This is a genomic window from Pseudomonas sp. FW305-7 (assembly GCF_058786735.1).
Genome location: NZ_JBYSZA010000042.1, coordinates 22139 through 41054, shown reverse-complemented (window position 1 = coordinate 41054; position 18916 = coordinate 22139). Strand labels below are relative to the sequence as shown.

The 18916-nt window shown below is 60.2% G+C and carries 19 protein-coding genes; 9 read left to right on the top strand and 10 right to left on the bottom strand.

The genetic code is table 11. The features are described from left to right. Positions 1–128: 128 nt before the first annotated feature. Positions 129–1127, bottom strand: a complete 999-nt coding sequence (locus tag AC3WMT_RS29145) for an AraC family transcriptional regulator (RefSeq protein ID WP_103306886.1) — start codon at positions 1125–1127, stop codon at positions 129–131. Between the two features lie 351 nt (positions 1128–1478). Between AC3WMT_RS29145 and AC3WMT_RS29140 the strand changes: the two genes are divergently transcribed. Both AC3WMT_RS29140 and AC3WMT_RS29135 read left to right on the top strand, forming a co-directional pair. After that, positions 1479–2813: a dicarboxylate/amino acid:cation symporter gene (locus AC3WMT_RS29140; protein ID WP_103306885.1), complete on the top strand. Its 1335-nt coding sequence runs from the start codon at positions 1479–1481 to the stop codon at positions 2811–2813. A gap of 263 nt (positions 2814–3076) precedes the next feature. Beyond that, positions 3077–4258: a CaiB/BaiF CoA transferase family protein gene (locus tag AC3WMT_RS29135; protein WP_103306884.1), complete on the top strand. Its 1182-nt coding sequence runs from the start codon at positions 3077–3079 to the stop codon at positions 4256–4258. A gap of 132 nt (positions 4259–4390) precedes the next feature. Here the strand turns inward: AC3WMT_RS29135 and AC3WMT_RS29130 are convergent, their stop codons facing one another. After that, a complete protein-coding gene (locus AC3WMT_RS29130; RefSeq protein ID WP_025112945.1) occupies positions 4391–4885 on the bottom strand; it encodes a SprT family zinc-dependent metalloprotease in 495 nt (164 codons plus the stop codon). Between the two features lie 148 nt (positions 4886–5033). Further along, positions 5034–5636, bottom strand: coding sequence for a Yip1 family protein (locus AC3WMT_RS29125; protein ID WP_007917515.1), 603 nt, complete (start codon positions 5634–5636; stop codon positions 5034–5036). Positions 5637–6101: 465 nt separating this feature from the next. Between AC3WMT_RS29125 and ttcA the strand changes: the two genes are divergently transcribed. After that, the gene (gene ttcA, locus AC3WMT_RS29120; RefSeq protein WP_103306883.1) at positions 6102–6926 is read left to right on the top strand and encodes a tRNA 2-thiocytidine(32) synthetase TtcA; all 825 of its coding nucleotides are present in this window, start codon (positions 6102–6104) and stop codon (positions 6924–6926) included. Between the two features lie 133 nt (positions 6927–7059). Then, on the top strand, positions 7060–7734 hold the full coding sequence (locus AC3WMT_RS29115; protein WP_007917512.1) for a DNA-3-methyladenine glycosylase I: 675 nt from the start codon (positions 7060–7062) through the stop codon (positions 7732–7734). A gap of 113 nt (positions 7735–7847) precedes the next feature. Here the strand turns inward: AC3WMT_RS29115 and AC3WMT_RS29110 are convergent, their stop codons facing one another. The 3 genes from AC3WMT_RS29110 to arsC are packed head-to-tail and all read right to left on the bottom strand — an operon-like array spanning position 7848 to position 9222. Then, positions 7848–8273 (bottom strand): DUF2069 domain-containing protein, encoded by a 426-nt coding sequence (locus AC3WMT_RS29110; RefSeq protein WP_103306882.1) that lies wholly within the window; start codon positions 8271–8273, stop codon positions 7848–7850. Positions 8274–8275: 2 nt separating this feature from the next. Then, a complete protein-coding gene (gene wrbA / locus AC3WMT_RS29105; RefSeq protein WP_103306881.1) occupies positions 8276–8872 on the bottom strand; it encodes an NAD(P)H:quinone oxidoreductase in 597 nt (198 codons plus the stop codon). Next, positions 8869–9222: an arsenate reductase (glutaredoxin) gene (gene arsC, locus AC3WMT_RS29100; protein WP_103306880.1), complete on the bottom strand. Its 354-nt coding sequence runs from the start codon at positions 9220–9222 to the stop codon at positions 8869–8871. The genes wrbA and arsC overlap by 4 nt, the downstream gene beginning before the upstream one ends. A gap of 113 nt (positions 9223–9335) precedes the next feature. Between arsC and AC3WMT_RS29095 the strand changes: the two genes are divergently transcribed. After that, positions 9336–9803 (top strand): TlpA disulfide reductase family protein, encoded by a 468-nt coding sequence (locus AC3WMT_RS29095; RefSeq protein ID WP_103306879.1) that lies wholly within the window; start codon positions 9336–9338, stop codon positions 9801–9803. Between the two features lie 171 nt (positions 9804–9974). Here AC3WMT_RS29095 and AC3WMT_RS29090 read toward each other — a convergent pair whose 3' ends face one another. Both AC3WMT_RS29090 and AC3WMT_RS29085 read right to left on the bottom strand, forming a co-directional pair. Next, positions 9975–10379 (bottom strand): META domain-containing protein, encoded by a 405-nt coding sequence (locus AC3WMT_RS29090; RefSeq protein ID WP_103306878.1) that lies wholly within the window; start codon positions 10377–10379, stop codon positions 9975–9977. Further along, positions 10379–10813 (bottom strand): hypothetical protein, encoded by a 435-nt coding sequence (locus tag AC3WMT_RS29085; protein ID WP_103306877.1) that lies wholly within the window; start codon positions 10811–10813, stop codon positions 10379–10381. The genes AC3WMT_RS29090 and AC3WMT_RS29085 overlap by 1 nt, the downstream gene beginning before the upstream one ends. 133 nt (positions 10814–10946) lie before the next feature. Between AC3WMT_RS29085 and AC3WMT_RS29080 the strand changes: the two genes are divergently transcribed. Next, positions 10947–11396 (top strand): hypothetical protein, encoded by a 450-nt coding sequence (locus AC3WMT_RS29080; protein ID WP_103306876.1) that lies wholly within the window; start codon positions 10947–10949, stop codon positions 11394–11396. A 12-nt stretch (positions 11397–11408) separates the two neighbouring features. Here the strand turns inward: AC3WMT_RS29080 and AC3WMT_RS29075 are convergent, their stop codons facing one another. Beyond that, positions 11409–12398: a 2-hydroxyacid dehydrogenase gene (locus AC3WMT_RS29075; RefSeq protein ID WP_103306875.1), complete on the bottom strand. Its 990-nt coding sequence runs from the start codon at positions 12396–12398 to the stop codon at positions 11409–11411. 82 nt (positions 12399–12480) lie between these two features. Next, positions 12481–15234, bottom strand: coding sequence for a response regulator (locus AC3WMT_RS29070; RefSeq protein ID WP_103306887.1), 2754 nt, complete (start codon positions 15232–15234; stop codon positions 12481–12483). A 219-nt stretch (positions 15235–15453) separates the two neighbouring features. Here AC3WMT_RS29070 and AC3WMT_RS29065 point away from each other — a divergent pair, with 219 nt between their 5' ends. From AC3WMT_RS29065 to AC3WMT_RS29055, 3 genes are all read left to right on the top strand, one after another. Then, positions 15454–16176 carry a response regulator transcription factor gene (locus AC3WMT_RS29065; protein WP_103306874.1) on the top strand — a complete coding sequence of 241 codons (723 nt, stop codon included), beginning with the start codon at positions 15454–15456 and terminating at the stop codon, positions 16174–16176. Beyond that, positions 16163–17605 carry a sensor histidine kinase gene (locus AC3WMT_RS29060; protein WP_103306873.1) on the top strand — a complete coding sequence of 481 codons (1443 nt, stop codon included), beginning with the start codon at positions 16163–16165 and terminating at the stop codon, positions 17603–17605. Before AC3WMT_RS29065 ends, AC3WMT_RS29060 begins: the two co-directional genes overlap by 14 nt. A gap of 271 nt (positions 17606–17876) precedes the next feature. Next, positions 17877–18902, top strand: coding sequence for a PDDEXK nuclease domain-containing protein (locus tag AC3WMT_RS29055; RefSeq protein ID WP_103306872.1), 1026 nt, complete (start codon positions 17877–17879; stop codon positions 18900–18902). Positions 18903–18916: the final 14 nt, after the last annotated feature.

Here is an 18916-nt window from a genome sequence, read left to right as displayed (position 1 = left end):
TAATCAGCAACACCCGCAGCAACGGATATGCCCACAAACCCCAGAACCCCAACCCCCCAGAAATCCCAGACAAACAAACCCACCTCCGAAATCCACGGTATTTCAGAAGGCGAGATCTCGAAGACACCTCACTGCTCCTGCGCCCGATAAGCCCCCGGCGTCACCCCCGTCCACTTCTTGAAAGCCCGATGAAACGCCGACGGCTCGGAAAACCCCAGCTGCTCGGCAATCTGTTGCAACGACAGATCCGCCCGCCCCAAATGATAAATGGCGATATCCCGCCGCAACTGATCCTTCAACTCCTGAAAACTCGTGCCTTCCTCACGCAAATGCCGGCGCAGCGTTTGCGGGCTGATGTGCAAGTGCGCCGCCACCGCTTCCAGATCCGGCCAGTGCGCACTGTCGCGGCTGAGCAAGCGGCGCAGGCGACTGCTGAGACTGTCGCCATCATCCGGACGAGACAGCAAGTCAGCGGGGGAGCGTTCGAGGAAGTGTTTGAGGGTGCGTTCATCCTGCAAAAGTGGCATGTGCAGGTAACGGCTGTGAAACAGCAGACTGCTTTGATCCGCTGAAAACACCAACGGGCAGGGAAACAACAGATCGTATTCAGCGCCGTGCGCAGGTTTCGCGTAGCTGAACGTCGCCTGCTCCAGGCGGATGCGCTGGCCGATCAGCCAACTGCCGAGGCGATGCCAGATCACCAGCAGGCTTTCGGTGAGGAAGTGATCCGGGTCCCACAACTGTGAATCATCGAGGCTCAGGCGCACCCATTCGTCTTCGCGGCTCAGGGTCAGGCGCGGGGCGTCGGGGAATAGGCTATAAAACAATAAGCCGCGTTGCAGGGCTTTTTCCAGATTGCGGCAATGAATCGAGGCGTGGCACATCATGGCGAAGCTGCCGGGTTTGCTCGGTGCCTTGCCGAACCCCAGGTACTCGTCGTCCAGTGCCAGCCACAGGCTCTGGATCAACCGGGTGAACTGCTCCGGGGCGATGCGCGCACGGGGCTCGTCGAGCAATTCAGGGCTGATCCCCAGTTCCAGCAGCAGGCCCGAATAATCGAATCCGAGGCGGCGCGCACCACCGAGGGCGGCACGGGCGAAATGACTGGCGATGGTGCGTTCGCGCATAAGCGGCAAATCCTTCCTCTGGCGCCGGATGGTAGCTGGGGGTGAACCTGGCAACAAGGCGGATTTCCGCCAAATTGTAGGACGAGATCGGGCGAGTTGGCGGAAATCCGCCACACTGGAGTAACCAGACGGTGACAAAACGACCCTGTAATCCCTGATATCAAAAGGCTTGCTACGAAACGCACCAAAGTGGCACGACGTTTGCGATAAGAGCGACAGAAGCGTGCGTTGATCCGGCAGGAAAAAGCGTCGCTCGACACAACAAATCCCTCCAGTGCAGGAGGGTTCGCAATTCAGGTTTCGCGGTCAGCAGATGGATGCTGCCACGCGGGACGCTTGAGGAATCTTGCAATGACGACTCGTCAGCCACTGTACAAATCCCTGTATTTCCAGGTGATCGTCGCAATTTGTATCGGTATCGCGCTCGGTCACTACTACCCGCAATTCGGCGTGGCGGTAAAACCGCTGGGTGACGGGTTCATCAAACTGATCAAAATGATCATCGCTCCGATCATCTTCTGCACCGTGGTCAGCGGCATCGCCGGCATGCAGAGCATGAAGTCGGTCGGCAAGACCGGTGGTTACGCACTCCTTTACTTCGAAATCGTTTCGACCATCGCCCTGCTGGTCGGTCTGGTCGTGGTCAACGTCGTGCAACCGGGCAACGGCATGCACATCGACGTGGCCACCCTCGATGCTTCGAAAGTCGCTTCTTATGTAGCAGCCGGTGCTGACCAGAGCGTTGTCGGCTTCCTGCTCAACGTGATCCCGACCACCATCGTCGGCGCGTTCGCTACCGGTGACATCCTGCAAGTGCTGATGTTCTCGGTGATCTTCGGTTTCGCCCTGCATCGCCTGGGCGACTATGGCCGTCCGATCCTCGACTTCATCGATCGCTTCGCTCACGTGATGTTCAACATCATCAACATGATCATGAAGCTCGCGCCAATCGGTGCCTTCGGTGCGATGGCATTCACCATCGGTGCCTACGGTGTCGGCTCGCTGGTGCAGTTGGGTCAGTTGATGATCTGCTTCTACATCACTTGCCTGGCGTTCATTCTGATCGTGCTCGGCGGTATCGCGCGCATGCACGGTTTCAGCGTGCTGAAGATGATCCGCTACATCCGTGAAGAGCTGCTGATCGTACTCGGCACCTCGTCGTCGGAATCGGTACTGCCACGCATGCTGATCAAGATGGAGCGTCTGGGCGCGAAGAAATCGGTCGTGGGTCTGGTGATCCCGACGGGCTACTCGTTCAACCTCGACGGTACTGCGATCTACCTGACCATGGCGGCGGTGTTCATTGCTCAGGCAACTGACACGCACATGGACATCACCCATCAGATCACTCTGTTGGTGGTGTTGCTGCTGTCCTCCAAAGGCGCTGCCGGTGTGACCGGTTCGGGCTTCATCGTGCTGGCGGCGACGCTGTCGGCGGTGGGTCACCTGCCGGTGGCCGGTCTGGCGCTGATCCTCGGTATCGACCGCTTCATGTCCGAAGCACGCGCACTGACCAACCTGGTGGGTAACGCTGTTGCGACCATCGTGGTTGCCAAGTGGGTGAAAGAGCTGGACACCGATACCCTGCAAGCCGAGCTGGCTTCGGGTGGTCGCGGTATCGCTGATACCCGTCCTGAAGACGACCTGGGTGTGGCTGAAGGCCCGACGCCGAGCAACGTCAAGTAAGTAAAAAACCGGCATCACTGCGATGCCGGATTGTGAAGAGCCCTTGTGGTGAGGGGATTTATCCCCGATGAATTGCGCAGCGGCCCCTTCTTTGACTGAAAAGAAGGGAATACTGCGCAGTCCATCGGGGATGAATCCCCTCGCCACAGGGGTTTTTTCTTGCCTGCGATTTGAGCGTAACGGTCACACTCGCTGACATTTCCGGTGATTGCCGTACGCGGTATCGCTGCCTAGGCTGAGTGCATCGCCCAAGGAGTTCGCCCATGTCTGCACCGCTGGCCTCACTGAAAATCCTCGACTTCTCGACGCTGCTGCCGGGGCCGTTCGCCTCGCTGTTGCTGGCCGACATGGGCGCCGAAGTGTTGCGGATCGAGTCGCCGACCCGTCTGGATCTGCTGCGGGTGTTGCCGCCTCACGATCAGGGCATGTCGGCTAGCCACGCCTATCTCAATCGCAACAAACGCAGCCTCGCACTGGATCTGAAACAGCCCGAGGCACTGGAGGTGGTCAAGCAACTGCTGGCCGACTACGACATCGTCCTCGAGCAGTTTCGCCCCGGCGTGATGGAGCGTCTGGGCCTGGGTTACGAGGCGCTGAAGGCGATCAACCCGAAGCTGATTTATGTGTCGATCACCGGCTACGGCCAGACCGGGCCGTACAAGGATCGCGCCGGGCATGACATCAACTACCTCGCACTGGCCGGGCTTGCCAGCTACACCGGCCGCGCCGACAGCGGTCCGTTGCCACTGGGCATGCAGGTGGCGGATGTGGCGGGCGGGTCGCTGCACGGGGTGATCGGCCTGCTGGCGGCGGTGATTGCCCGTCAGCAGACCGGGCAGGGCACCCATCTGGACGTGAGCATGACCGATTGCGCATTCAGCCTGAACGCCATGGCCGGTGCCGGGTATCTGGCCTGTGGCGAGGAGCCGGCGTGGGAAGACCAGATGCTCAACGGCGGTAGCTTTTACGATTACTACCGCTCGCGCGACGGGCGCTGGATGTCGGTAGGCAGTCTCGAGCCTGGGTTCATGCAGCAATTGTGCACGGCGCTGGGTCGCCCGGAGTTGGCGGCGCAAGGCTTGTCGCCCAAGCCTGAGCAGCAGCGGGCGTTGAAATACGCGCTGACGGTCGAATTCGAAAAACATGACTTTGCCGAACTGTGCGAGTTGTTTGCCGGGATCGATGCGTGTGTCGAGCCAGTATTGAATCTGGGGGAGGCGGTGCGCCATCCACAGTTAAAGGCTCGGGAACTGGTGACCCAGGTGCCGCGCGGGGATGGCACGACCCAGGCGCAAATGGCGTGTCCGTTGAAATTTTCCGAGGCGTTGCCGGCGCCACGGCATGTTGGCGCGGGGTTGGGGCAGCATACGGATCAAGTGTTGGGGGAGTTGGGGTTCAGTCCCGAGCGGATTGCCGAGTTGCGTGCATCCAAGGTGATTCTTTAGCGTCTGTGTTGGCCCTATCGCTGGCAAGCCAGCTCCCACAGGTTTTGTGTCGGACATGGTTTATGTGGCCACCTCGGACACTGTGGGAGCTGGCTGTCAGCGATGGGGCCAGTCAGGTCACTGCAAAACTGACTATTCCACGCGCATCTCACCACTGAACACCAAGGTATTGCGACACCGCCGGCACAAATACCGCCGCCCCTGCCGCACCAAGCTATGGCGCTGCGCCGAAAACGGAAAATCACTGTCGGCACACGGGCACTTATAGATATAGCGGGTCACGCTGCGGCGTTTGATTGCATACGTGTGGCAGCGATCCGGCGGCAGTTCGTAGACGCCACGCATGATCAGTTGCCACTCCTCGCCATGGGGCTGGATGCGGTCGCCGAACAGTTGATGGGCGATCAGGTGCGCGACTTCGTGGGCCACGGTCTGTTTGAGGAAGTGTTCGGTGTTTTCCCGGTACAACTGCGGGTTGAAGCGCAGCAGGTTCTCGTGCAGATGCGCGACCCCGGCTTTTTGCCCGCGCAGCTTGAGGCTCACCACGGGGCGTTGGAAATGACGTTTGAAAAAGGATTCAGCGAGTTGGTAACAGTCTTCGACGCGGGTATTGAGTTGCTCGGGCATGCTTGATGGATCTCCAGAGGCGTCGAGTATGCCGCAACCCTGTGGACTTGCGAATCGCCGAACTGCCGAATGGTCATCAGCGAGACGAGAAGGCCGCCTTGCGGCGGCCTGTATTGGCAGATCTTGTTTTTCTCGGAGAGTCATTGCGTCAGTTGGTGTACACGGGCCCCACGCCCAGGCCCCAGACGATCACGGTGAACGCCATGATGGCCACCAGCACCACCAGACCCACCGCCAGCACCGAGCTGGAAAACAGAAAACCTTCGTCCGACGGAATATTCATGAAGGTCGGCAGCCCCACATACAGCAGATACACCGTGTAGCAGATGGCCGCCGTGCCGACGATCATTCCCAGCCACATATGCGGATAAAGCGCCGCCAGCCCGCCGACAAACAACGGTGTCGCGGTGTAGGTGGCAAACGCCACGCAACGGGCCAGACTCGGGTTGGCGTCGTAGGTGCGGGCCATCCAGTGCACAAACGCGCCCATCACCGCGACCCCGCCGAGCATCGCCAGATACGACATGACCGTCATCCAGATGGCGCTTTCGACCGTGAGCATGACCGGCGCGCGATTGCCGATCACCCAACCGACCTGCGTGGTGCCGATGAACGCCGAGACAGCGGGGATCGCCGCCAGAATCAGCGTGTGTGTGAGGTACATGTGGCTGATGCTTTCCTCTTGGTCGCCACGGATTTCCTTCCATTCCTGATCGGGGTGGGTAAAAAGTCCCACTACGTGATGGATCATGCCAGTCACTCCTCTTGTTATTGCCATCGCCCCCCAACGGAGCGCCTACGGGCCAATGAGGCCGAGCAAATTCAGGTCTTCAGATGTGTGCGACCTTATGTCGCAGTATAGAAAGGACTTAACCGCACAGGGACTAGGGGCTTAGAGCAAATCGCGCTGTAAACAGGGGGCTTAATCGCCGCAGGCTCTTGGTATCAACTCTTGGTTATCCTGGAAATATATTTGTGGTGAGGGGATTCATCCCCGATGGGGTGCGAAAGCAGCCCCAAAACCTCAGAACTCTATTTTCCCGATACTTCGCGGTGGATGGCTTGACGACTGCTGCGCAGCCGATCGGGGATCAATCCCCTCGCCACCGAGGGCAATGCAGACCTCGGAAGAATGGGACAGACCCACGGCCCTTCGCCCCCACGACGTTTTTGCGTAAAATGCCGGCCCTTCGTCACACCTCACGGATTTCGCGTCATGGGCACTCTTACGGTCAACCAGAACAAACTGCAAAAGCGCCTGCGCCGCCTGGCCGGGGAAGCGGTCGCCGACTTCAACATGATTGAAGACGGCGACAAGGTCATGGTCTGCCTGTCCGGGGGCAAGGACAGCTACACCATGCTCGACGTGCTGATGCACCTGCAGAAGGTTGCACCGATCAAGTTCGAGATCGTCGCGGTGAACATGGACCAGAAGCAGCCGGGCTTCCCCGAGCACGTGCTGCCGGCCTACCTCAAAGAGCTGGGCATCGAGTACCACATCGTCGAGAAAGACACTTACTCGGTGGTCAAAGAGCTGATTCCGGAAGGCAAGACCACCTGCTCGCTGTGCTCGCGCCTGCGTCGTGGCACGCTGTATACCTTTGCCGACGAAATCGGCGCGACCAAAATGGCCCTCGGTCATCATCGCGACGACATCGTCGAGACGTTCTTCCTCAACATGTTCTTCAACGGCACCCTCAAGGCGATGCCGCCGAAGTTGCGCGCCGATGACGGCCGCAACGTGGTGATCCGTCCGCTGGCGTACTGCAACGAGAAGGACATCCAGGCCTACTCGGACCTCAAGGAATTCCCGATCATCCCGTGCAACCTCTGCGGTTCGCAGGAAAACCTGCAGCGTCAGGTGGTCAAGGAAATGCTTCAGGATTGGGATCGCAAGACCCCGGGGCGAACTGAAAGCATCTTCCGCAGTCTGCAGAACGTGGTGCCGTCGCAACTGGCCGACCGCAACCTGTTCGACTTCACCAGCCTGAAGATCGATGAGACGGCGGCTTCGCGGTTCGTCAACGTCGTCAATCTGTAAACCCGATCACTGTGGGAGCGAGCCTGCTCGCGAAGGCGTCATGTCAGCCAGCATCAATGTTGACTGACACACTGCTTTCGCGAGCAGGCTCGCTCCCACATTGGTTTCTTCGTTTCGTTAAATAGGAGAGGGCATGCGCGATTACAAGTGGCTGCACGAATACTGTCTGAACCGCTTTGGTTCGGCGGCTGAACTGGAAGCCCATCTGCCCGTTCCCAAGACCCCGGCGCAATTGCGCAAAATCAGCGACGATCGCTACCTCTCGACCATGGCCCTGCGCGTTTTTCGCGCGGGGCTCAAGCACAGTCTGGTGGATGCCAAGTGGCCGGCCTTCGAAGAAGTGTTCTTCAAGTTCGACCCGGAAAAAGTCGTGCTGATGAGCGCCGAACACCTTGAACGGCTGATGCAGGATGCACGGATCATCCGTCACCTGGGCAAGCTCAAGAGCGTGCCGCGCAATGCGCAGTTCATTCTGGATGTCGAGAAAGACAAGGGCAGCTTCGGCGCGCTGATCGCCGACTGGCCGGTGACCGACATTGTCGGTCTGTGGACCTACCTGAAAAAACACGGCCATCAACTGGGCGGACTATCGGCCCCACGGTTTTTGCGCATGGTCGGCAAGGATACCTTTGTGCCGAGCTATGACGTGGTCGCGGCGCTGAATGCGCAGAAGATCGTCGACAAGGTGCCGACCAGTCTGCGCGATCTGGCGATTGTGCAGGATGCATTCAACCAGTGGCATGAACAGAGCGGCGGGCGGGCGATGAGCCAGATCTCGATGATGCTCGCGTACACCGTGAATCATTAAGACCGCGTCGCCCCAATCGCTGGCAAGCCAGCTCCCACAGTTTTTGTATTGATCACATTATTGTGTTTCAACACAGATCCTGTGGGAGCTGGCTTGCCAGCGATGGCGTCGGCTTAGGCGACGCTGATCTCGCCCTCGCCAGCCAGTTTGCGATTCAACTGATACCGCCACCGCACATACAGCAGCGCTGAGCAGAACACCGCCAGGCTCGCGACCATCTCCAGCACACCAAACATCTGCCGGTTCGGGTCATACGCCGCCAGTGCGCCTTTGATGAAATACAGATTCACCACAAAACACATCCACGAATGCCCACGGGCGCTGCCCATGATCATCGCCGGGGCGAGGACCAGCCACGGGATCAGCTCGACCAGCAGAATCACCCACGGTCGGGCGCCATGCAGGTCGGCGAATACCAGATAGTAGGCGGCGAGCAGTCCGGCCAAAGCAAAAAAGCTCAGCAAGCTGATCACCCGCATCGCCTTCACTCTCGGCTCAAGCCACTCGACGGAGGGCAGGATTTTCGGCTTCTTCGCCACCGTCAGCCCTCCAGTTTCTGCGCAGTCTTGGCCAGACGCAGGCCCAGCGCCCGGCACAGTGCGACTTCGTGCTGGTCGAGGCCACTTTTACCATCCGCCCCGGCGTGATGGCTGGCGCCGTACGGTGTGCCGCCGCCCTGGGTTTCCAGGAGCGCCGATTCGCTGTAGGGCAGGCCGGTGATCAGCATGCCGTGGTGCAGCAACGGCAGCATCATCGACAGCAGCGTGGTTTCCTGGCCGCCATGCAGGCTAGCGGTGGAGGTGAACACGCCGGCCGGTTTGCCGACGAGGGCGCCGGTCAGCCAGAGGTTGCTGGTGCCATCGAGGAAGTATTTGAGCGGTGCAGCCATGTTGCCGAACCGGGTCGGACTGCCGAGGGCCAGACCGGCGCAGTTCTTCAGGTCATCGAGGGTCGCGTAGAGCGCGCCTTCGTCCGGGATGTCCGGGGCCACGGCTTCGCACTCGGTGGAGATCGCCGGCACAGTGCGCAAACGCGCTTCGAGGCCGGCCTGCTCGACACCACGGGCGATCTGCCGGGCCATCTCGTTGGTCGAGCCGCTGCGGCTGTAATACAGAACCAGAATGTACGGCGCGCTCACGGCAGCAACTCCAGGACCTGCTCCGGTGGACGGCCGATGACGGCTTTGTCGCCGACTTCCAGAATCGGTCGTTCCATCAGCTTGGGATGGGCCGCGATCGCTTCGATCAATTGTTTCTCGGTGAGACTGGCGTCGGCCAGGTTCAGGGTTTTGTATTCATCTTCCCCGGTGCGCAGCAGTTGCCGTGCGCTGATCCCGAGCTTGCCGAGCAGGGCCTTGATCTGTGCGGCGTCCAGCGGCGTTTCGAGATAGCGCACGACGTTCGGAGTCAGGCCGCGGGCTTCAAGCAGTTCCAGCGCGCCGCGGGATTTCGAGCAGCGCGGATTGTGATAAAGCGTCAGATCGGTCATGGCGGGTCGCTTCTGGCGTAAAGTGGCGGCTATTCTAACTGTGCAACGCGCAATCCAGAACCTCGGGAGGCGATGGGTCGCAGGCGTATTCAAATTTTCACAAGGAACAGGACATGACACGGCGATTGGCAGCGGCATTGACGATAATCGGGGCGTTGATGCTGGGGGGCTGCGGTAATGACTATGGTATCGACCAGAACGGTCAGAAAGTGGCGTCCGAGCGCCTCGACAAACAATGGGTGGTGATCAACTACTGGGCTGAATGGTGTGGCCCGTGCCGCACGGAAATCCCTGAACTCAACCATTTGGCGGATGAACTCAAGAGCAAGAATGTCGGTGTATTCGGGGTCAACTTCGACAACGTGCAGGGTGTAGAACTGAAAGACGCCAGTGAAAAACTCGGCATCAAGTTCACTGTACTGGCGCAGGATCCGGCGGAGTTGTTCGACTTGCCGCGCAGTGAGGCCTTGCCGGTGACTTACATCATCGACAACAAGGGCAAGGTGCGGGAGCAGTTGCTGGGGGAGCAGACAGCGGCGGGGGTGATGGCCAGGCTTGAGGCGTTGCAGGCGACCCAATAATGGCTTTTTGTGGCGAGGGAGCTTGCTCCCGCTGGGCTGCGAAGCAGCCCCAAACCCGGCCGCCGCAGTGCAACAGGTAAATTGCGGTAACCGATTTACGACTGCTGCGCAGCCGAGCGGGAGCAAGCTCCCTCGCCACAGGTAATCTTCAGCGGATCGAGGATATGAGGTTCAACCCTCTTCCAGCCACCAGCGCAGCGGCTTGCCTTGCGCCGGCCAGAAGCGCATCTGTTCGATCGGCGAAATATCCCAGCGCTCGACCTGCTCCAGCGCCTGAAGGAAGCGTTGTTCCTGCTCCATCAGTGCCGGCGCGCACAGTTTGCGGGTCTTGCCGATCTTGCCGAAGCTCAGCTTGTCGCCATCGAGGGTGTACGGCGCGAACCAATGGTTGCAGCCGCCGTTGCCGTAGGCGCGGCCATCATCGCCGAGGGTCACGGTCAGATGGCTGTAATCCATCAATGGCCGTTCGCCGATCCACTCCAGAATGTAGCTGCGGTTCTGTTGCAGTTGCACAGGCTCCGCGGCGCAGCCCGCCAGGCCAACACCGACCAGAGCGGTCAGGGCAAGGCGTTTCATCACGCAGGCTCCTGGCATTTCGGGCACAGATGTTTCTCGCCAACGGCTTTCCAGCCCAACTCGGCAATGCGCGCCGTGGCGGCCGGTTTTTCTGCGGCTTTGCCCAGCTTGGCGTCTACTGCGAACTCGAAGCTCAGCTCTTTGGCGCAGCTGTCGCAGTTGACCTGCCAGGTGTGAATCGCCAGTTCGCCGAACACCGGGCCCGTGGTCATTGCGGTCCATTGGCCTGGCGGATTGATCAGGTGGCGGACGGTTTCGACGGTCAGGCGCATGGACAAGTCCTTGCTGCCTTTAAGGGTGACCAGCAGGGCGTCACCGATGCGGATCGAGCCACCGTTGCCGGTGACCTGATAGCGGCCCGGTACAAGGGCGCGGCATTCGGTGAGGGTGTGTTGCGGGTTCATCAGGTTGTAGCGGAAATCGTGTTCGACCATGGGTCCTCCAAATATGCGCGACATGCTAGCACGGGCCACGTTGCAAATTGACGTGCGCTTGCGACCTTCGATCAGGTTCAAATCGACCTTGGCCCATGGCAAACTGCCGCCCTCGACTCTGAAGGAACGGAACATGGCGCTGATCGAATGTTATGAATGTAAGCGCAGCATCAGCTCGCAAGCCTCGGCGTGCATTCATTGCGGGGCGCCGATGGCGCAACAACAGGCCGACGCGCAGAGCGCCGGGGCACCGGCTAAGCCTGCGACGATTTCTTTCGGCAGTCTGCCGCGCAACAGGACTGTGGCCGAGGCTGCTGTCATCGCGCCTGAAAGTCCAGAGCCGTTACCGAACATCATGCCGGCAGCGGCGGGGCAACGGCGTCAGCAACCGGCCGCGCAAGCAGCCGTGACGCATATCAATGAGGATGGCAGCCGCCCGGTGGAAGGCTGGCTGAAGATCATGGTGTTCCTGTTGCCGATGGTGTTTGTCTGGTTCCTGCTGCGCAATGGCCACTCGGCAAAACAACGCCTGTTCGGTTTTGGCTGGCTGGCGCTGCTGATTCTGGCGTCCTCCCTTAAGTAAGCGCTAAAGCGCTTAACCCTCGACCTGGTTCTGCGGTGACCCCGCAACCCAGGTCGCGATATTGTCCAGGGTCGTCGCGGCAATCGCGCCCAGCGCCTCGCGTGTCAGAAACGCCTGATGCGCGGTGATGATCACATTCGGAAAGGTCAGCAAGCGCGCCAGCACGTCGTCCTGCAACGGCAGGTCGGAGCGGTCCTCGAAAAACAGCTGCGCCTCTTCCTCATACACATCCAGACCCAGATAACCCAGTTGCCCGTCCTTCAAGGCATCGATCAGCGCCGGGGTGTCCACCAGACCGCCGCGACCGGTGTTGATGAGCATCGCCCCCGCCTGCATGTGCGCCAGTGAGTCGCGGTTGATCAGGTGTTTGCTCTGCTCGTTGAGCGGGCAGTGCAGGCTGATGATTCGCGACTGCGCGAGCAACTCCGGCAGGCTCAGATAACGGGCACCCAAGGCCAGCACCTGAGGATTCGGGTACGGGTCGTACGCGAGCAGTTCACAACCGAAACCGTGCATGATTTTCGCGAAGGTGGCGCCGATCTGCCCGGTGCCGACGATGCCGACCGTCTTGCCGACCAGATCGAAACCGGTCAGGCCATGCAGACTGAAATCGCCTTCACGGGTGCGGTTGTAGGCGCGGTGCAAGCGCCGGTTGAGGGCGAGGATCAGGGCCACGGCATGCTCGGCCACCGCATGCGGCGAGTAGGCCGGGACACGCACGACGTCAAGGCCCAGGCGTTTCGCCGCGGCCAGATCGACATGGTTGTAACCGGCCGAGCGCAGGGCGATCAGGCGTGTGCCGCCGGCCGCCAGACGCTCCAGCACGGCGGCGCTGAGGTCGTCGTTGATAAAGGCGCAAACCACTTCGTGATGTTCGGCCAGTGCGGCAGTGTCGAGACTCAGCCGCGCCGGTTGAAAATGCAGTTCGATACCCGCCGGGCAATCGGCACCGAGGAAACTGTCGCGGTCGTAGGTCTGGCTGCTGAAAACGATCGTGCGCATGAAATCCTCCTGGAGCATCGACTCGGGTGGCATAAACCAAGTCAACTTTATCGGTGTTCGCGCTGGCCGGTATTGCGCTGGGTCAGGCGCTGATCTTCGCTTGCGCGGCGAGGCGGTTGATCGCCCGTTCCAGCTCATCCAGCGCCGTCGACGCTTTCGGGTCGTCCTGTTTGAGCAGGGTTTCGCTGCGCTGACAGGCGGCGCGCAATTGCGGGACGCCGCAATAACGCGTGGCGCCGTGCAGGCGATGCACGCGTTCAATCAGAGCATTCTGGTCGTGGCTGTCGCGTGCCGTGCGAATGGCTTCGCGGTCGGCTTCCAGCGAGGCCAGCAGCATCGCCAGCATGTCCGCCGCCAGGTCCGCCTTGCCAGCGGCCAGACGCAAGCCTTCCTCGTGATCGAGCACCGGCAATTCGTGATTGCCCGCCGCGCTGTCACTGACGCGCTCCGGCGCCTGATTGCGCAGGGCCAGACCGGTCCATTTCAGCACCACCTGCGCCAGTTGCCGCTCGCTGATCGGTTTGGTCAGGTAGTCGTCCATGCCGCTTTGCAGCAATGCGCGTTTTTCGTTGGCCATGGCATGCGCGGTGAGCGCGACGATCGGCAGGGGTGTGCAATGCCGTTCGCTCTCCCACTGGCGAATGGTTTCGGTGCTTTGACGCCCATCCATGCCGGGCATCTGGACGTCCATCAACACCAGATCGAAGGATTCGGTCTGCACCGCTTTGACCGCTGCATAACCGCTTTCCACCGCGAGAACCTTGGCGCCCATGTCTTCGAGCAGCGTTTGCACCAGCAACAGATTGGCCGGGTTGTCATCGACACACAGCACCTTTGGTGCGCGACTCGACAATGGTTCGTTCGGCTCGTTGCGTGGTTGGCGCGGGTTGGCCAGATCCGACAGGGCGCGGCGCAATTTACGCGTACAGGCCGGTTTGGCTTGCAGCTGGCTGTGCGGGTTGGGCACCGATAGATGGAACAGTGTCTGTTCGGTGGTCGGGCACAGCACCAGCACTTTGCAGCCGAGGTGTTCGAGGTCCCAGATGTGCTGGTTCAGGCGTTCCGGCAGTATGTCGTTGCTGGTGATGCCGATCACCGCCAGATCAATAGCCTGATCGGTCTGATGCGCGCCGGTGACGCCATTGGTCAGGCTTTCCAGGGTGTTGAACGGCGTGACATTGAGGCCGCAGTCTTCCAGTTGATGCTGCAAGGCCTGACGCGCCAGTTCGTGGTTTTCCAGCACCGCTACACGGCGTCCGAGCAACGGCGCCGAGGGCAGGTCTTCGGCGTCGTCACGGGTTTTCGGCAGGCTCAGGCTGATCCAGAATTCCGAGCCTTCGCCCGGTGTGCTGTCGACGCCGATCTCGCCGCCCATCTGTTCGATCAGGCGCTTGGAAATCACTAGCCCCAGCCCGGTGCCGCCCGGTTGTCGCGACAGCGAGTTGTCGGCCTGACTGAACGCCTGGAACAACGCGCGCACGTCCTGATTCGACAGGCCGATGCCGGTGTCCTGAATACTGATGCGCAGTTGCACGCTGTCTTCGTGTTCTTCTTCGAGCATCGCCCGGGCGACGATGGTGCCTTCGCGGGTGAACTTGATCGCATTGCTCACCAGGTTGGTGAGAATCTGCTTCAGGCGTAACGGATCACCGACCAGCGACAGCGGCGTATCGCGATAAACCAGGCTGACCAGCTCCAACTGCTTGGCGTGAGCGGCGGGGGCGAGGATGGTCAGGGTGTCCTGCAACAGATCGCGCAAGTTGAACGGAATGTGGTCGAGCACCAGTTTGCCGGCCTCGATTTTCGAGAAGTCGAGGATCTCGTTGATGATCCCGAGCAGGCTGTCAGCGGATTTTTCGATGGTGCCCAGGTAGTCGAGCTGGCGCGGGGTCAGCTCGCTTTTTTGCAGCAGATGCGTGAAGCCGAGAATGCCGTTGAGCGGCGTGCGGATCTCGTGACTCATGTTGGCCAGGAATTCGGATTTGATCCGGCTCGCTTCCAGCGCTTCTTTACGGGCCAGATCCAGTTCGATGTTCTGGATCTCGATGGTTTCCAGGTTCTGCCGGACATCTTCGGTGGCCTGATCGACGCTGTGCTGCAGTTCTTCGCGGGCGTTCTGCAAGGTGCCGGCCATGCGATTGATGCCCGACGCCAATTCATCCAGCTCCTGACTGCCGAGCGGTGGCAGGCGGGTTTCCAGGTGGCCATCCTTGAGTTGCGCGACAGCTTGTTTGATCTGGCTCAGCGGACGATTGATGGTGCGGCCCATGCGCAAGGCGAGCAGCGCGGCACCGGCAAGCCCGGCGGCAATCAGCAACAGGCTGGCGAACAGGCTGCGATAACCGCGCAGCAGCATGCCGTTGTGTGACAGTTCCAGTTCGACCCAGCCGAGCAGACGGTCGGATTCTTCGGGGATCAATTCGCCGGCGAGGTTGCGGTGCTTGCCGAACACCGGCATCAGGTAGCGGGTCGCGTCATTGCCGCTGCGCCGTTGCAAGTGCGCGCTGTCACCGCTCGGTGCCTGATTGAGCATGGTCGGGCCGGCGTGGGCCAGCGGCGAGCGGTCCGGTGCGAGGAAGGTCACTGCGCGCACATCGGGTTGTTCGAGGGACTGAGTGGCGATGCGCTCCAGCAAGTCGCTGTTGCCATGACCCATGGCGGGTGCCACTAACGGTGCGAGTTGCTCGGCGATCATTTCGCCGCGCTGCATCAATTGGGTCTGCAGGTCGGACTGCTGCGTCCAGGTGAAATAACCACCCAACACCAGCGCCATCAGGCTGGTCGGCAACAAGGTCAGCAACAACACGCGACCTTTGATTCCCAGTTTCTTGAGCACGCCTATCTCCTGCATCCCGCTGATCCGTTGACTCATGCGTGCATCCGGCACGCGACATTGGCGCAGTGTAGCGATTTGCTCGCGGGCAATCTCCGGAAAAATACTCTCGTCTGCTGTCCGCCAGCGCAGGCGCGTTCGTCCGACGGCGCAACCTTGAGTTGCCCGCTGCCCGGCAATCTTGAATAATCGCGCTCAACTGAGAATTACTTGCAGATACTCATGACTCCTGTTTCCGTTGGCCAGCCACGCATACTTTCCATCGAGGACGATCCGGTTCTGGGTGCCTATGTTCACGAACATCTGGGTCGCAGCGGCTTTCAGGTGACCTGGTGCCAGAACGGTCAGGAAGGCCTGAACATCGCCAGGCGCCAGGTGTTCGACGTGGTGTTGATGGACATTCTGTTGCCCGGGCTGGATGGCCTGAACCTGCTGACTCAACTGCGCCAGAGCCACTCGACGCCGGTGCTGCTGATGTCGGCCCTCGGTGCCGAGGCCGATCGCATCAGTGGTTTCCGTCTGGGCGCCGACGATTACCTGCCCAAGCCGTTCAGCATGGCCGAACTGCATGTGCGCATCGAAGCGATCCTGCGGCGGGTGGCCCTTGATCGTCGTCCCGCGGCGTTGGCTGTGCCGGTGGCTACGGGCACGCTGCACTTTGACGATGAGCAATGCGATGTGTTCTTCCGCGAGCAAGCGGCCGGTCTGACCCGCAGCGAATTCCGCCTGCTGGAAACCCTCAACCGTAATGATGAAGAAGTGCTGAGCAAGGCTTTCCTTTACCAGCACGTCCTGCAACGCGGCTACGCTGCGCACGACCGCAGTCTCGACATGCACATCAGCCAGATCCGCCGCAAACTCAAAGCCATCGGCTACACCGAGCGGGAAGTGCGCACGGTGTGGGGCAAGGGTTACGTGTTGAGTGCCGCTGATGAAAATGTCTGAGCTGCCGGGACGGCACTCGTTGTTCTGGAAACTGGCCTGTCTGCTGGTCGCGTTCTGCCTGTTGATGATCTGGCTCAGTTGGTCGTGGGGCCGGTACATGGAGCAGCGCAACCAGTTCCTCTCCGACGAGGCGCGCGGCACGCTGGCGCGTTATGCCGCGCAAGCCGAGCAGGCGTGGCAGCGAGGCGGGCGCAGCGGCGTCGATGACTGGTTGCAGAGCATGGAGTTGCGCGAGGCCAGTTGGGTCGGCGTGATCGGCGGCAACTTGCAGTCGCTGAGCAATGATCCGCTGAACGAACAGGAAATCCAGCACCTGACCTTCTTGCGCGGCCTCGACTGGCCGATCCACAAGCAGGGCCGGCCGTGGCTGCGCATCCCGTTTCCCAAGGATCCGTCCGCCGGCAGTCTGGTGATCGAATTGCCCGAACGCTTTGTGCCGGGCAAATACCGGGTGTTCTGGCGAGTCATCACCAACGGCGTGATTCCCGGGCTGTTCACTTTATTGTTGTGCGTCGGGCTGTACCGCTTGCTGGTGGTGCCGCTGAACAACCTGCGGGAGCAGGCCAATGCCTGGCGCGCCGATCAATTGAATGTACGGCTGTCGAGCGGCATCACCCAGAGGCCGGACGAACTCGGCGAACTGGCCCGGGCGTTCGACTCGATGTCCGAACGCCTGCAAACCACCGTCGCCGTGCAGCAGCAATTGCTGCGCGACCTGTCCCATGAACTGCGAACCCCGCTGAGCCGACTGCGCGTGGCCAGCGAAAGTGAGCAGGGTTTGCCGCAATTGCGCGAGCGCATCGGCCGCGAAGTCGATGGCATGCAACGGCTGGTCGAAGACACGTTGCAACTGGCCTGGCTCGATACCGACCGTTCGCCACTGCCAGACGAAGCGATTCAGATCCAGGCCTTGTGGGAGATGCTCACCGACAACGCCTGTTATGAAAGTGGCTGGCCGAGTCTGCAATTGCAGTGCGCGGTGGAAGCGTCGTGCTGGGTGCGCGGCAATCTCAATACCTTGGCGCAGGCGCTGGAGAATATTTTGCGCAACGCCATTCGTCATTCGCCTGAGGGCGGGATTGTGCGTCTGGATGGCCGGCGAGATGGCGATTACTGGCATCTGTGGCTGGAGGATCAGGGCGGCGGGGTGGCTGACGGGGATCTGGAGCGGATCTTTTCGCCGTTCACCCGACTGGACGGATCGCGGCCGGGGGATGGCGGGTTTGGCTTGGGTTTGAGCATTGCGCGGAATGCGGTGCAGCGCCAGGGTGGGCGTCTTTGGGCGCAGAACAGCGGTTCGGGGTTGCGACTGAATCTGCGGTTGGTGGCTGATGATGGCGCTGTCAGTCCCGACGCCATCGCTGGCAAGCCAGCTCCCACAGGTTCCAGCAGCGTGCCACCAATCTTCGCCCAACACCAAACTCTGTAGGAGCTGTCGAGTGAAACGAGGCTGCGATCTTTTGATGTTGTTAAGGGGCAAGATCAAAAGATCGCAGCGGTCCGCAGTTCCTACATGAATGCCTATCACCCTGTCAGAGCGAGCTTGCTCGCGATGTAGTCCGTTGGCGGAGGCCAATCCTGCGAGTATGCATGAGCGCTCGCCTTCTTTTGTACGACATTTCCCAAGCTGTATCAGCGGTCATTTTTAGCGTCCTGAACGGTTTAGGCTCGTGCCTCAGCTGATCTCCAAGGAATTGCGCATGACTGTATCCCGCCTTACTGGCAGCCCGGATGGCGAACGCTTCAACGAAGTGCTCGCGCTGATTCACAGTTCCAGACATAAGGCCATGCAAGCGGTCAATACACAGCTGATTGAGCTTTATTGGCAGGTGGGGGCGCACATCAGTCGCAAGATTGAGCAGGCGGAGTGGGGGGATTCGGTGGTGGGGCAATTGGCCGATCATTTGGCTCTGACACAACCCGGGTTGCGAGGGTTCACTCGGCGCAATTTGTTTCGGATGCGCCAGTTTTATGAGATTTATCGGGGCGATCAGAAAGTGTCAGCACTGCTGACACAATTGCCTTGGACTCATAATTTACTCATTTTGACTCAGAGTAAGCTCTCTGAAGAGCGCGAGTTTTATCTGCGGATGGCCATTCAGGAGAAGTGGTCTACAAGAGAGTTGGAGCGCCAATTCAAAACGGCTCTGTTCGAACGAAGCGTCACCAACCCGGCGAAAGCTTCCGCGGCACTGAAACAAGCCCATCCCGCAGCACTCGAGATTTTCCGTGATACCTACATGGTCGAGTTCCTCGATCTGCCCTCTGCTCATTCCGAAACCAATTTGCACCAAGGCCTGCTATCACGCCTCAGGATCTTCTTGATCGAACTTGGTCGCGACTTCTGCTTTGTCGGTTCCGAATATCCATTGCAAGTCGGTGGCCGGGATTTCTCTCTCGATCTTCTGTTTTTCCACCGGGGGCTTAACTGTCTGGTGGCCATTGAACTCAAGGTCGGGCGCTTTGAACCGGAGTACCTCGGCAAGATGGATTTCTATCTTGAGGCACTGGATCGCAATGTCCGCAAGCCCCACGAAAACCGGGCCATCGGTTTACTGCTGTGCGCCAGCAAGGAGGACGAGGTCGTCGAGTACTCTCTCAATCGCAGTCTTTCCCCGGCATTGATCGCGCAATATCAAACCTGCTTGCCGGATAAACAACTGCTTCAAGCCAAACTGCATGAGTTTTACGCGTTGGATACCGCGCACCCGGAAAACGTTGGCTAGCCTCTCCTTATTCC